The organism is Streptomyces sp. NPDC058291 (genome assembly GCF_042880855.1).
Taxonomy (GTDB): Bacteria; Actinomycetota; Actinomycetes; order Streptomycetales; family Streptomycetaceae; genus Streptomyces.
Genome location: NZ_JBHVYK010000057.1, coordinates 40,977 through 54,657, shown reverse-complemented (window position 1 = coordinate 54,657; position 13,681 = coordinate 40,977). Strand labels below are relative to the sequence as shown.

The 13,681-nt window shown below is 71.1% G+C and carries 10 protein-coding genes; 4 read left to right on the top strand and 6 right to left on the bottom strand.

From position 1 onward, the window contains the following. Positions 1 to 28: 28 nt before the first annotated feature. The gene (locus ACFVYK_RS25785) at positions 29 to 352 is read right to left on the bottom strand and encodes an antibiotic biosynthesis monooxygenase family protein (RefSeq protein WP_389778086.1); all 324 of its coding nucleotides are present in this window, start codon (positions 350 to 352) and stop codon (positions 29 to 31) included. A 638-nt stretch (positions 353 to 990) separates the two neighbouring features. Here ACFVYK_RS25785 and ACFVYK_RS25780 point away from each other — a divergent pair. From ACFVYK_RS25780 to ACFVYK_RS25770, 3 genes are all read left to right on the top strand, one after another. Further along, positions 991 to 1,749: an IclR family transcriptional regulator gene (locus ACFVYK_RS25780; protein WP_389778085.1), complete on the top strand. Its 759-nt coding sequence runs from the start codon at positions 991 to 993 to the stop codon at positions 1,747 to 1,749. Positions 1,750 to 1,859: 110 nt separating this feature from the next. Next, on the top strand, positions 1,860 to 3,014 hold the full coding sequence (locus ACFVYK_RS25775) for a PP2C family protein-serine/threonine phosphatase (protein WP_389778083.1): 1,155 nt from the start codon (positions 1,860 to 1,862) through the stop codon (positions 3,012 to 3,014). A 470-nt stretch (positions 3,015 to 3,484) separates the two neighbouring features. Further along, entirely contained in the window at positions 3,485 to 4,306 is an 822-nt protein-coding gene (locus ACFVYK_RS25770) for a hemolysin III family protein (RefSeq protein WP_389778082.1), read from the top strand. A 110-nt stretch (positions 4,307 to 4,416) separates the two neighbouring features. Here ACFVYK_RS25770 and ACFVYK_RS25765 read toward each other — a convergent pair whose 3' ends face one another. From ACFVYK_RS25765 to ACFVYK_RS25745, 5 genes are all read right to left on the bottom strand, one after another. Beyond that, entirely contained in the window at positions 4,417 to 4,773 is a 357-nt protein-coding gene (locus ACFVYK_RS25765) for an STAS domain-containing protein (protein WP_389778081.1), read from the bottom strand. Between the two features lie 210 nt (positions 4,774 to 4,983). Further along, positions 4,984 to 6,141 (bottom strand): RICIN domain-containing protein, encoded by a 1,158-nt coding sequence (locus ACFVYK_RS25760; RefSeq protein ID WP_389778079.1) that lies wholly within the window; start codon positions 6,139 to 6,141, stop codon positions 4,984 to 4,986. Positions 6,142 to 6,145: 4 nt separating this feature from the next. Next, positions 6,146 to 7,639, bottom strand: coding sequence for a family 43 glycosylhydrolase (locus tag ACFVYK_RS25755; protein ID WP_389778078.1), 1,494 nt, complete (start codon positions 7,637 to 7,639; stop codon positions 6,146 to 6,148). Then, on the bottom strand, positions 7,636 to 10,896 hold the full coding sequence (locus ACFVYK_RS25750) for a discoidin domain-containing protein (RefSeq protein WP_389778076.1): 3,261 nt from the start codon (positions 10,894 to 10,896) through the stop codon (positions 7,636 to 7,638). Before ACFVYK_RS25750 ends, ACFVYK_RS25755 begins: the two co-directional genes overlap by 4 nt. A 179-nt stretch (positions 10,897 to 11,075) precedes the next feature. Then, positions 11,076 to 12,104: a LacI family DNA-binding transcriptional regulator gene (locus ACFVYK_RS25745; RefSeq protein WP_389778074.1), complete on the bottom strand. Its 1,029-nt coding sequence runs from the start codon at positions 12,102 to 12,104 to the stop codon at positions 11,076 to 11,078. Between the two features lie 204 nt (positions 12,105 to 12,308). Here ACFVYK_RS25745 and ACFVYK_RS25740 point away from each other — a divergent pair, with 204 nt between their 5' ends. Next, positions 12,309 to 13,625, top strand: a complete 1,317-nt coding sequence (locus ACFVYK_RS25740; protein ID WP_389778072.1) for an ABC transporter substrate-binding protein — start codon at positions 12,309 to 12,311, stop codon at positions 13,623 to 13,625. Positions 13,626 to 13,681: the final 56 nt, after the last annotated feature.

The window sequence follows — 13,681 nt, the reverse complement described above, 5'->3', positions numbered from 1 at the left end:
GCTCCGGGCTCCGTGCGCCGACCGCGGACTACGCGCTCCTGGGCGCCGCCTGCTGCACCACCTCGAAGGACCACAGGGTGGACGCCGAGGCCGCCGGCTTGGGCCGTTCTCCCTCCGCGCCGCCTGCGTGCGCCGCCTTCATCGAGCCCCCGAGCCATGCCTGGAACGACTCCTCGTCCCGCCAGCGCGTGTAGACGAGGTAGGCGTCGGTGCCCTCGACCGGGCGGAGCAGTTCGAACCACTCGAAGCCGTCGGAGTCCCCGACGGCGTCGGCCCGCGCGGCGAACCGCTTCTCCAGGGTCTCCCGCTGCTCCGCCGGGACGGTCAGCACGTTGATCTTCACTACGCTCATGGCCCCATCCTCTCTCGCCCGCGGCCCGGACGGCCGAGCGCCCCGACGAGACGGCCGGGCGCCCGGCCCGAGACGACTGTCCCCGCGACCGTCGCCGGGACGAGCTCGCCGACGCCGAGTGGGTGACCTTCACCGCCCGCAGCCGGACGTCGGGCGTGGACGTCGACGGCCGCCGGGTCCGCAAGGGCGCGGCCGGTTCGGTCCTCGCCTGGGTGGGGGAGCGCGGTGGCGCAGCCCGCGAGGAGGCCGTCGCGCGCTGCGACCGCATCGCCGACGCCGGCGGCACCCCGCTGCTGGTGGCGGTGGAGGACGCCGGGGGCGCCCGGGTCCTGGGCGTGCTCCACCTCAAGTGCACCGGTTGGCCGAGCGCAACCGGTCGTCCGTCCCCGCGGTGGACAAGCTGGTCCAGGAGCAGGGCTTCGGGCTCGCCACTCGTCGCGAGCCAAACCTGTGTGCGATGGCCGAGCTCCAGATCGTCCGGTGCGAGGGACGCACCCTCGGCGTCATCGGCGACCCCCGCCTCAACGTCCTCGAACTCGACATCGCGCTCGGACGACTCGGGGCCCGACACCGACGCGCCCCGGCGGCGGCGCCCCGCGGGTGTTGCCTGCGCCGGGCGCCCGGCGCACGCTGTTCGTATGACCGCGCGGGACGGCCCCACGCTCATCGCCTCCGTGCAGCGCGCCTTCCGCCTGCTGGAGGCGGTGAGCGCGCACGACAACGGCGCGCCGGCGAAGCAGCTGGCACGGGAGACGAATCTGCCCCTGGCCACCGCCTACCACCTGCTGCGCACCCTGGTCCACGACGGTTACCTGCGCAAACTCCAGGACGGCGGGTTCATCCTGGGGGACAAGGCGCAGACCCTGCACACCGCGAGCCGCGGCCAGGCGCTGCTCAGCCGGGTCCGCCCCACCCTCGCCGCGCTGCGCGACGAGCTCGCGACCGCCGCCTACCTCACCTTCTACGAAGAGGGCGAGATCAGGGTCGCGGAGATCGTCGACGGCCCCCGGACGCCTCGCGTCGACCTCTGGGTCGGCTTCGAGGACGCCGGGCACGCCACCGCGCTCGGCAAGTCGGTCCTGCGCGAGCTGGACGACGACGCCCGCAACGACTACCTCTCCCGGCACCGCCTCGCCGACCTCACGCCGAGAACCATCACCAGCGCCCCCGAGCTGCTCCGGCAGCTGGACGAGTCTCCCGTGGCCCCGGCCGTCACCGACCTGGAGGAGTACGCGCTCGGCACGGTCTGCGTCGCCGTGCCGGTCTACAGCGGCGGCACCCTCGGCTCGCTCGGCGTCTCCCTGCCGGCGGACCGGCTGCCCCGGCTGGAGCAGGTGCGGGCCCGGCTCCTGCCGACCGCGGGCCGGGTGACCAGGAGTCTTTCGCTGACCACCTGATCGTTCACTATCTGAAAATCTGATCCTTGTGAGCGACGGCGCCGACCCGTTTCCCTAGGAAAACGGACATTCAGGAACGACCGGCGCACAGACGAGGACCACGGACGCCCATGAGCCAGGCTCGCAACCATGACGCCGACCGCCGCCCGACGCGACTGTCCGGACACCGGGTGGCGGCGGCGGGCCCCCTCCTGCCCGTGCTGATCACGCTCGTCGTCGGGCTCGTCGTCCTCCTCGGCGGACCCGGCACGGCCTGGCTGCCGCTGCTGGCGGCCGGACCCGCGCTGGCCGCCGGCACCGACGGGCCGCGCGGCGTCATCGGCGTCGGCCTCCTAGCCGCGGGCCTCGGCGTGGCGCTCGGCGCCCACGAGGGCGCCTCCGCGTCCCAGCTCGCGGCCCTGCCGACCGCCCTGCTGGCCGTCACCGCGGCGAGCGCGCCGGCCAGTGCCCTGCGCTCGCGCAGGGAGCGGGTCCTCGCGGACGTCCGGTCGGTCGCCGAGGCCGCCCAGCACGCGCTGCTCAAGCCGGTGCCGGCGACGGTCGGCCCCTTCCAGGCGGCCGTGCGCTACAGCGCGGCGGCCGCGGAGGCCAGGATCGGCGGGGACCTCTACGCGCTGCTGCCCACCCCCTACGGCGTACGGCTGATCGTGGGGGACGTGCGCGGCAAGGGGCTGCCCGCGGTGGGCACGGCGGCGCTCGTCCTCGGCGTCTTCCGCGAGGCCGCCTACGACGAACCCGATCTGCTCGCCGTCGTCGACCGGATCGAACGCAGTCTCGCGCGCAACCTCGGCGCCGACGACTTCGTCACCGCCGTGATCGCCGGGTGCCCCCGGCCCGGGCGGCTGGAAATGGTGAACTGCGGACACGCGCCGCCTCTGCTGGTGCGCGCGTGCCAGGAGATCGTGCCGGTGGAGCCCGCGCCGCCGGCCCCGCCCCTCGGACTGCGCGCCCTGACCGACCAGACTCCCGGACTGCAGGAGCTGGCCTTCGCCGACGGCGACCAGCTGCTGCTGTACACCGACGGGGTCATCGAGGCCCGGGACGGCGGCCGCGCGTTCTACCCGCTCGTCGAAGGGCTCGCGCGCCATCTGTCCGACGAGCCGGCGCGCACGCTCGGGGCGATCCACGACGAACTGCTGGCGCATGTCGGCGGTCGCCTGCACGACGACGCGGCGCTGCTGCTGATCCGCCGACCGGCCCCCTCCGTCCCTTCCGCGTCGGGACACGCCGCGCCCGCACTGGCGTCGGGGGACCGGGCCGGTTGACCGGGCGCGCGGCGACCACCGAGCACGGTCCGCGGCGCCGCCCGGCCCGCGCGACCCCGTAACGCCGATTACCTCACCGTAGAACGCAGCTAAATCTGCAACGGCCGGAGTAGACATTGGTCAGTGGTGTGGTTATGGTTTCACTCGTAACCCGGAGAGGCACAGGGCCCGGCAGACACGAACTGCCGGGCAGCGGTATCGCAGTCGAAGTCGAGGTCGCAGGAAACGGAAGGCCGGTGCGGCAGTAGGGCCGGCCGATGGTGTTGCAGTTCCTTCGGGCCCTGGCGCCGCTACGGCGCCAGGGCCCCTCCACGCGTTCAGCGAAGGAGTCGGACGACAGCAGACGATTCGCTCGGCGCGTCGCCGCGCCGTATTCTCCCCGCACGGCCGCTCCCGCACGGCCGGCGCCTGACTCTCTGTCCGTCATGACGGGCCGGGCCCGCCCGCCGTCGATCCCAGAATACGAGCGCATGATCGCCGAAGGTCCTCAGCAGCCGGCCCGCGGACGACGGTCCCACCCCCGCCCCGAAACCACGCCCGGAGCCCTCCGCGCCCCTGACGGCGACGCGCCTGCCGCCGTGGCGGCCCCCAGGACGACCACCGAGCCGTCGACCGCCGAGCGGTCGACCGGCGGCCCGCAGGACGAGATGCGGCGCGCGGCCGCCGCGCTGAAGCCGAGGCTGCGCGGCTGGCTGCACGCCGGCGTGTTCCCCCTCGCGCTCGCGGGCGGGATCGTCCTGATCGCCGTCTCGCGCTCGGCGGCGGCAGTGGCGGCCTGTTCGGTGTACGCGGTGTCGGCGTGTCTGCTGTTCGCCACGAGCGCGGTCTACCACCGCGGAACGTGGGGTCCGGTCGGCGAGGCGGTGCTGCGCCGGATGGACCACGCGAACATCTTCCTGATCATCGCCGGGACGTACACCCCGCTGGCGGTGCTGCTGCTGCCCGCGAGCCGGCAGACGGTGCTGCTGGTCTCGGTGTGGACGGGCGCCCTGGCCGGCATCGCGTTCCGCACGCTGTGGATCGGGGCTCCGCGATGGCTCTACACCCCGTGCTACATCGTGCTGGGCTGGGTGGCCGTCTTCTACCTGCCCGACTTCGCGCACGCCGGCGGAGCGGTGGTCGTCACCCTCGTCGTCGCGGGCGGTCTGCTCTACACCGCGGGCGCCGTCGTCTACGGCCTCAAGCGCCCCGACCCCTCACCGGCCTGGTTCGGCTTCCACGAGGTCTTCCACGCCCTGACCATCGCCGCCTTCGGCGCGCACTACACCGCCATCCTCTTGGCGGCCACATGAGGGCGTGCCCCGCGTGCCGGAGCGCGGGACGCGGAGACGGACCCTGACGGCGCAGGGTCCGGGAGAAGCCGGCGGTTGGCTCCCGCGGCTCGGGGCGATGGGCGGCCGGCTCAGGCGGCCAGGGCGTGCTCGACGGTGGGGTGGCACGGGATGACGGTGTCGACGCCGACCATCTGCAGCAGACGCACGACGGACTCCTGGGCGCCGGCGATGCGCAGCCACCCCTGAGCCCGGCTCGCGCGCAGGTGGGCGGCGACGAAGACGTTGATCCCGCTGGAGTCCATGAACGTCACGCCGCTGAGGTCCGCCACGAGCCGGGGTGGCGTCGTGTCGTCCTGGGGCGTCAGCGCCTGGCCCAGTACGTCCTTGACGTCGTGGTCGATCTCGCCGTGCACCGTCACGACGACGATGCCGTCGACCACCTCGGGCCGGACGGAGAACCGCCCCGGGCGGTCCTGCTTCTGCATGTGGTCCACCGTCTCCTCGACTGCCCGTGGGGTACGCGTGCGGCGGACACGGCTGTTCCCTTCCGCCGGGTCGCCCCCTTGCTGAGCAGAACCGTACCTCACCGCTGGGGATTCGAAAATCTGTGACGGCCGCAGTAGACATTCGGTGGTGTCGTGGTCACGGTTCCTCCCGTGGCCCGGCGAGGCCACGGGAGGCGGACCCGGTGGGAGTCACGACAGAAAGCTCCCGTAGGGGCCGTTGAGGATCTGGTTCTTCTGGGCCTGGCTGAAATGGGTGTCGGGGTAGTCGTAGAAGGACGCGGACATCGGTGTGCCGTCGGTCGACGCGGAATCGGGCAGTCCGAAGGCGTGGCCGAGTTCGTGCACCATTCCGCCGTACCAGCGGTTCCTCGCCGGTCCGCTCGAGCCCGCGGCGCCGTCGGCGTCGTGTCCGCTCAGGACGACCCAGCCGGGGCTCGCGCCACCGCCCGCGCCTTCTCCCTCGGCGCTGATCTCGCCCACGTTGAGCCAGCGGCTGTCCGGGTTGTTCAGGCCGAACTTCCGGGCGAGCTCGTTCTGCATGTTGGTGACGGCCCACCAGTACCGGTCACCGCCGTTGGGGGTGTTCTCGTACCAGCTCCGCGGCCGGTCACCGTCGACGATCTCGACCACGGGGTCGTTGAGGGTGAAGGTCTTGCCGAGCTCCTGCCGGTAGTAGCGCTGTGCTTCCCGCAGGACGCCGGCGATGCCGTCCGGGTAGCGCTGGTCGAACGGGACGTCGGAGGGCTTGAGCCAGTACACCCGGACGGTCCTCGTCGGAGGCGTGGAAGGGCCGCCGCTGCCGGTGAAGGCGGGCAGCCGCCAGGTCCGGGACGCCGTGCCGGTGCAGGGCAGCTGGACGAGGCGGGTGGCGCCGGCCGCGGAGTCGCCCGCGGGGGCGACGCACTTGCCGGAGTTCACCGCCTGCACGCTGAAGACGTTGTTCGTCCCGCCGACCGTCACGGGGACGAGACGGAACGTCTGCCGGGCCGCGGCGCCGCAGCTGCGCTGGACGATCGCGGCGTTGTCGGCGCCGGACGCTCCGTCGACCTCCACACACGCCCCGCCGGTCGACGTGCCGATGCGGTACTGGTCGGCGCTGCCGCCGACCGGAGTGAAGGCGAAGGTCTGGTTGGCCTCGCCGTGACAGGCCCACTGGATGAGCTGCACGCCCTCGGCAGTCGAACTGCCCGGAACGTCCAGGCAGTTGCCGCCGTTGCGGTTGACCGCGGTGGAGCTGAAGGCGGTCGCGGCGTGGACGGGCGGCGCGAGGGCGACCGTGCCCATGACCGAACCGATCAGCACGGCGAGCAGGACCGGCCAGAGGGAGAGGAAGCGGGATCGACTCATGCGACTACTCCCCTGACGGTGAGGTCAGCGGCACGCCGAGGGCTACCGGGGCGCCGAAGTCCGGCGTGCCGTCGGCGTTCCAGGTGAACTTCTGCGCTCTGGTCGTGCGGTTCATGTCGCAGCCGCCTCCCGCGGAGTCGTTGGCGTGGTAGACCATCCAGTCCTCGGTCCCGTCGGGCGACTTGAAGAACCCGTTGTGGCCGGGTCCGTAGACGCCGTTCGCGGTGGAGCGCTGGAAGACCGGGTTCGGCGACTTGACCCAGGACGAGGAGCTGAGCGGGTCGCCGCCGTTGTAGGTGAGCATGCCGAGCTTGTAGTCGGGCGTGGAGCAGTGGCTCGCCGAGTAGACGATGAAGGTCCTGCCGTTCCGCTGGAGCACCTCGCCGCCCTCGTTGACCGCACCGCCCACCGTCTCCCAGGCGTACGTCGGCGTGGACAGCACCCGGCGGGTGCCGCTCGCGGTCCACGGGTTCGACAGCGGCCGGATGAACATGGGCTGCGAGCCGTTGTAGAAGGTGCCGAGCAGGTAGAGCCGGCCGTTCAGTTGGAGGATGCTCGGGTCCAGCTCCCAGGTGTTGTCCTGCGGCGGGTCGAGCAGGTCGGCCTTGAAGCTGTAGGGGCCCATCGGGTCGAGGCCGGCGCTTTCGAGCACATGGATCCGCTGGGTGCCGAGGTCGTACGGCTCTCGTCCGGCCGTGTAGTAGAAGTACCAGCGCTTGCCGTCGGGGCCGTCGAGCAGATGGAACTCGGGGGCCCACATGGTGCCGGCGCCGTTGGGCCGGCTGAGGTTGAAGATCACCTGGTCGGCGGCCGTGGCGAGCCCCGCCAGGGTGCCGGCCCTACGCATCGTGACGGTCGAGTTCCAGGTGGTCGTCGCCAGGTAGTAGTAGCCGTTGTAGTAGGTGAGCCACGGGTCGGGGCCGTGCTGGGAGAGCGGGTTGGTGAACGTGTGCGTGCTCGTGCCGCCGCCGCTGAAGCCGGGCAGCCGCCACACCCTGCCGTTGGCGGTCGCGCACGGCAGCTGCACCAGGTTGGTGTTCGACGCCGAGGACCCGCCGCTGGGCGTGACGCACTTGCCCGAGCCGACCGAGACCAGGTTGAAGGTCCTGTCGGCGCCGGAGACGGCCACGGGCACGAGCCGCCACTGCTGGTTCGTCCCGCCGTGGCAGGGCCACTGGATGACCGCCGCGTCGTCGGCGGTGGAGGCCCCGTAGACGTCGACGCACTGACCGGACGAGGTGGTGATCGTGTAGGTGTCGCCCGTGCCGGCGACCAGGGTGTAGCCGAGGCTCTGGTTCGCGCCGAAGGAGCAGGCGAAGGCGCGCAGTTGCGTTCCGTTCGCCGTCGAACTGCCGGGGAGGTCCAGGCAGTTGCCGCCGTTCTGGTTCACTCCGGTCGAGCTGAACGCGACGGCGGCGGACGCGGGCGGCGCCACCAGGAAGGCGACCGCGACCGTGAGCAGGGCGAGGAGTGCCGACAGGCATCGGGAACGGGTCATGGTCCGTACACCTTCGCTTCGAGGAGGCCGACGGAGCTCGCGCCGTTGCCGGTGAGCAGGACCCGCAGCCGGGTGGTGCTCGTGGCGGTGAAGGTCACGGTGTTGTACTGGTTCTTCACCAGGGGGTAGCCGCTCGCGCCCGGCACGTCGACGTAGGCGGTGCCGTTCCAGTACTGCAGCTTCCAGGAAGCCGGCATGTCGATGCCCTCGTCGTCGTCGAAGAAGTACACGTCGGCCTTGTTCAGGGTCTGCGCGGCGGGCCAGGTCAGCTCCGCCCACTGCTGTCCGGTCTCCGGCCAGGTCCCCCAGCGCGGGTTCACCGTGTCGTCGGACGACGGTGGGTCGATCCCGTCGTTGACCGCGGCGACGCTCTCCCAGGAGGAGGTGTACGACGCCGAGGCCGTCGCCGAGGTCGCCAGGTTGGCCGATGGCCCGGGTGGCTGGACCCCGCCCCGGTTGAACACCTTGACCTCGGTGAGGCCTGTCTTCGCGCCGGAGGCGTTGGTGGCCAGGACGCGTATCCGCTGGGCGCTGACCGGGGGGAACCGCACCAGGTTGTAGTTGGCGCGCGGCGCCGCCGGGCTCTTGGCCTGTTGGGGGATGTTCACCCAGGAACTGCCGTCGTAGTACTGGACGGTGTAGGCGGACGGCGCCCGGTAGGTCGCACTCGCGGGACGGCTGTCCTTGAAGTACAGGCGCACCTCGTTCAGGGTGCGCGCGGCGCCGAAGTTCAGCTCGTACCAGTCCTGGCTGTTGGGCGACCCGCCCGCGCCCCAGAACGGCTCGTTCGTGGGGTAGCCGTCGATCGCGCCCGCGGTGATGCTGCCGGATCCGGTGTACGAGGCCGTCGTGGTCGCCCCGGCGGCCAGGTCGGTGAGGTCGGCGGTGAGATCGACGCCGGCCTTGGCGAGCATGTCGGTCATCCGGGGGCTGTCCTGCACCACCTGGTTGGGCGCCTTGAGCCCGGCGACGGCCGTGCGATAAGTGACCGTGCCCTTCGTGGTCACCTCCCCGGTCGCCGGGTCCCAGGTGAACGGCACCAGGGAGCTGACGGTGGCGGCCCGGTTGCCGTTGACGTAGATGGAGTAGCCCTCCGGGACGCCGGGGTAGCGCACCACGCCGTCGGCCGGGTCGTCCCAGACGATCGACAGGTCGGCGTTGCGGTAGCGCAGGTTGTTGACGGTGAAGTGGTCCCAGCCGATGTTGATCGGGGACAGCTCGACCTTCGCGTCGTTGCGCGGCCGAAGACCCGCGACGTCCTCGATCACCGTCCAGTTGCTGCTGCCGAGGACGTTGTGGTGGATCCAGGACCGGTAGTCGATGCCGCTGCCGTTCCAGTCGGCCCAGAACTCGTTGGCGTCCGGCCACTGGGTGTTGCCGCCGACGTACTGCGCCCAGGTGTTCCAGTAGAGCAGCTTCTTGTAGTCGGTCGCGTTCATCCACGAGTTGGGGTAGTTGCGCAGCACGGAGGAGTAGAGCCGGAACTGCACGGTGGAGTTGATGGTGGAGAAGTTGTTGGAGCCCGGGCTCCCGGCGTCGGCCGCCGCCTTCTTGTCGGTCTGGTCGGCCGTGTAGAACGGGAAGACGGGGTAGTGGGCCGGGTCGTCGAACAGACGAAGGGCCTGTTTGTACGTCGCGGTGTCGGGGACGGCCCCGACGGCGAACGGGTAGTAGTTGTTGATCTCCTTCCAGGGCACCCATTCGCCGGTCGACTTCAGCCGGTGCTCGAACAGCTGACGGCCGGGGTTCCAGAGGACGTTGACGATCGCGTCCTTGATCTGTGCGGCGAGCGTGCGCAGCTCGGCCGCCTTGGCCGTGTTGCCGGTCGCCTCGTAGGCCTGCGCGGCGGCGAGCGCGCCGCTGTACTGGTAGGCGGACTCGGCGCGGTCCATGTTCCCGGGTTTCCAGTGGAAGGAGACCGCGTCGGCGTCGTTGCCGGTCAGCGCGCCCCAGTCGTACTCGATGAGCTTGTTGTGGTCGTGGTCGTAGTAGGCGAGTTGGCCCTTGACGTCGCCCTCGGCGTAGTGTGCGAGGCTGCCGGCGATCGCCGGTTGCCCACCGTGGATCTGGTAGCTCTTCCAGGCGGCTTCGGCGATGTACTGGGTGTAGCTGTTGGACCAGTTCTCCGGGTCGCCGGGGTTGTCCAGGAAGCGGCCGCCCTTGGAGGTCTGGCCGACGCTCAGCCAGTCGCCGTAGGCGTAGGACGGGTCGCGCAGGTACTTGAGGTCGTCGATGTGCATGGGCTGGGTGAGCGCGATGGCGTTGTTGTAGCCGAGCGCGCCTTCGGTCGACGTCGGGAACTGGAAGGTCTGCCCGGGTATGTCGGCGTCGAGGTTGTTGAAGCGCATCAGCCACCAGCGGTAGTAGACGTTCTTCTTGATCGCCGGTTCGGGCACGTCGATGTAGGGCACGTTCTGCGCCCACCAGAGGTTGTAGGCCCTGACGTGGGTGGCGAAGGCGGTGGCGTTGGTGTAGCCCGCGTAGGCGTTGTACTCGGTGAGCGAGGCGGGGATCTCGTCGGTGACGAAGCCCATCACCAGTTTCGCGGTGACCGTGGCTCCGGCGGCGACGGTCACCGAGCGGTTCAGGCCGCCGTTGGAGACGCTGAAGCCGTCGCCGGTGAGCCGGGGCCGGATGGTGGTGAGGTTGTTGTAGGCGTTGACCTGCCCGGTCAGCTCGCTGCCGGCGCCCGAGGCGGCGTAGGGCGAGGTCGCGCGCAGCTGCAGGGTGGTGGCGCCGCTGCCGTTGTTCTTGATCGACAGGTTGGTGACGGCGACGTTGTTCTCGGTGATGAACTTGGTCTGTGTGACGGCGACCGAGCCGGCCGTGTGCACGCTCTTCCAGTAACTGGGCGCCTGCCACCGTTGGGCGACCTGTTCGGTGAACGTGCCCGGGCTGATCGCGACGGTGTAGGCGTCGGCGTCGTTGATGCTCTCCCAGTAGGCGACATGACCGCCGAAGCCGAGCACCGCGGGGTCGTGGGTCTTCATGAACAGCGCGCGCCCGCGGCTCATCAGCCACGGCCCGGCCGGGTCGTCGCCGGAGCGGGCCAGCAGGCGGTCCATCCAGAAGTCGGTTCCGGAGCTCTCGGAGTCGTAGATGCTCCGCATCATGTCGCCGGGCGTGTAGGCGACCGGCGGGGCCGGGATCGCGGGTCCGGTGAAGGTCGGGAACCCGATGGTCTGCGCGGCGGCGGCCGGGCTCACCGAACAGAGGGAACAGAGGATGAGCACGAGGGCGACGAGGAGGCGCTTCATGAGGTGCTCCCTGTCCGGTTGACGGCAAGCGGGGGGTGTCAGGGGGAATGTCATGCGCCTGACATGCATGCAAGGAAACGGACCTAAAAGGTTTTCGCAACGTAGAAGCGAGCTGATGGAGTGTCAAGGCACGCCGCAGAAAACGGTTTCGACGACCGCGGCGTCCCGGGCGGGGCGGTTCAGGACAGCGCGGCCGTCGATCCCCTGATCACGACCCGGCAGCGCACGGTCTCGATGCCCGAGCGCCGCACCCCGCCGATCGCGCTGAACAGGGCGTGCGCCGCCGCGCGTCCCACCTGCTCCAGGTTCATGTCCACGCTGGTCAGCGGCGGACGCGAAGACGCCGTCAGGACCTGCCAGTTGTCGAAGCCCATCACCGCCACGTCCTCGGGCACCCGGTGGCCGCGCTCACGCAGGACGTCCATGACGCCGCGGGCGATCTGGTCGCTGCCGCACAGCACCGCGTCCACGTCCGTGCGCCGGTCGAGCAGCAGCGCCGTGGCCGCCCGCCCCCACCCTTCCGACCAGGCCCCGAACCGAGTCTCCCCGACCTGCTCCAGACCGGCCGCGGCGAGCGCGGCCCCAACCCCCTCGGACCGCTCCCGCGCCGCGAGGTAGCCGGGGTCGCCGGTGATGTGCGCGATCCGGGTGCGGCCGCAGGCCAGCAGGTGCTCGACCGCGATCCGGCCGGCGTCGACGCTGTCGGGCACGATGGACAGATCCACCGGATCGTCCGAGGGCGCGTACGCGTAGACCACGGGAACGGGCAGCTCACGGCCCAGGGACGGACGCGGATCGGTACGGCTGCCCACCACGATGAGACCGTCGACACGGCGCCCCAGCAGCGCCCGCACATGGTGCTGCTCGCGGATCGCGTCGCCGCGGGCGTCGCACAGGAAGACGGCCACCTCGCCCGCCCCGAAGGCGTCCTCGGCGCCCATCAGGATCGGAATGCTGAAGCGGCCCTCCAGGTCGCTGGTGAGCAGCCCGACGGTGCCCGACCGCCCGTTGAGCAGACCGCGGGCCAGTTGGTTCGGCCGGAACGCCAGCCGTTCGGCGGCCTCGACGACCCGCTGCCGGGTCTCGGCGCGCACCTGACTGCGCCCGTTGAGCGCCTTCGACGCGGTGGCGATGGACACGCCGGCCAGCCGTGCGACGTCGCTGAGCGTGGCGGGCTGCGAACGAGAGGGGCCGAGGGCCGGTGTCATGGAAATTCTCCTGTCGCGCGTCGCGTGCGTAAACCGTACGCGAGAACTTTCGGAGCGGGTGCGGCCCGAAGAAGTCCACGGTTTCGGTGCAGCACCGACAACCGCTTGCGACACAGGGATTGACGAGCTGTCAGCCGGGTTCTAGCTTTCAGAAAGCCTTTTCGGCTTCTTTCCGTCGCAGAACCCATCCCTGGGGGGACCGTCATGGGGAGCACGACCGGACCACGTGGACCCGTCCGCCGGCTCGCCGCCGGCGTCCTCGCGCTTCTCGCCGCCACGAGCCTGCTCACGGCCTGCGGGTCCGGCGGCGGCGGCTCGGACGGCGGGAAGGGAGCCGGCGCGGGCGGCCCGGCCGGCGTCGACGACGGCGCCACGCTGACCATGTGGACCCGGGCGGCCACCCGGCCGCAGAGCGAGGCACTCGTCAAGGCGTACAACGCGGGCCACAAGAACAAGATCCGGCTGACGGTCGTCCCCACCGACGACTACCAGGCCAAGGTGGGAGCGGCAGCCGGCTCCCACGACCTCCCCGACCTCTTCGCCTCCGACGTGGTGTTCGTGCCCAACTACACCGGCAGCGGGCTCTTCGCCGACATCACCGACCGCGTCGACGCCCTGCCCTTCGCCGACAGCCTGGCCCAGTCGCACATCAAGGCCGGCACGTACGAGGGCAGGAAGTACGTCGTCCCGCACACCCTCGACCTGTCGGTGCTCTTCTACAACAAGGACCTCTACCGCAAGGCGGGACTCGATCCGGCGAAGCCGCCCACGACCCTCGCCGAGTGGGACCGGCAGGCGCGGGCCGTGGACGCGCTGGGCGGCGGCGTCGACGGCACCTTCTTCGGCGGCAACTGCGGCGGCTGCGGCGTCTTCACCTGGTGGCCGTCGATCTGGGCCGGCGGCGACGAGGTGCTCGACAAGGAGGGCACCGCGGCCGATCTCGACTCCGCCACCGCGAGGAAGGTCTACGACACCTACCGGGGCTGGGTGAAGGACGGCATCGTGGCCCCCGGCGCGAAGGACGAGACGGGGACGACCTGGACCGGAGTCTTCCCCAAGGGCAAGGTCGGCATCATGCCCATGCCGTCGACCACCCTGGGACTGATGCCCAAGAACCTCGACCTCGGCGTGGCCCCCATCCCGGGCCCGGACGGCGGGAAGTCCACCTTCGTCGGAGGGGACGCCGTCGGCATCTCCGCCACCAGCAAGAAGGCCGACCAGGCCTGGAACTTCCTCGCCTGGTCCCTGGGCGACGCGGCTCAGGTCGACGTGGTCGCCGCCCACAAGGACGTCGTGGCGCGCACCGACCTCGCCGCCAACAAGTACTCCGCCGCCGACCCGCGTCTGGTCACGATCAACCAGCTGGTGGCCGACGGGCGCACCCCGTACGCCCTGAAGTTCGGCCAGACCTTCAACGACCCCAACGGGCCGTGGCTCACCCTGATGCGCGACGCCGTGTTCGGCGACGGCACGTCCGTCGAGAAGGACAACAAGGCGGTCTCCGCCTCGCTGGCAGACTGACCCCGCCCGCGACGGCGCGGCACAGCACGGCTCCGGAGTCCGGCACGTCACCTCCC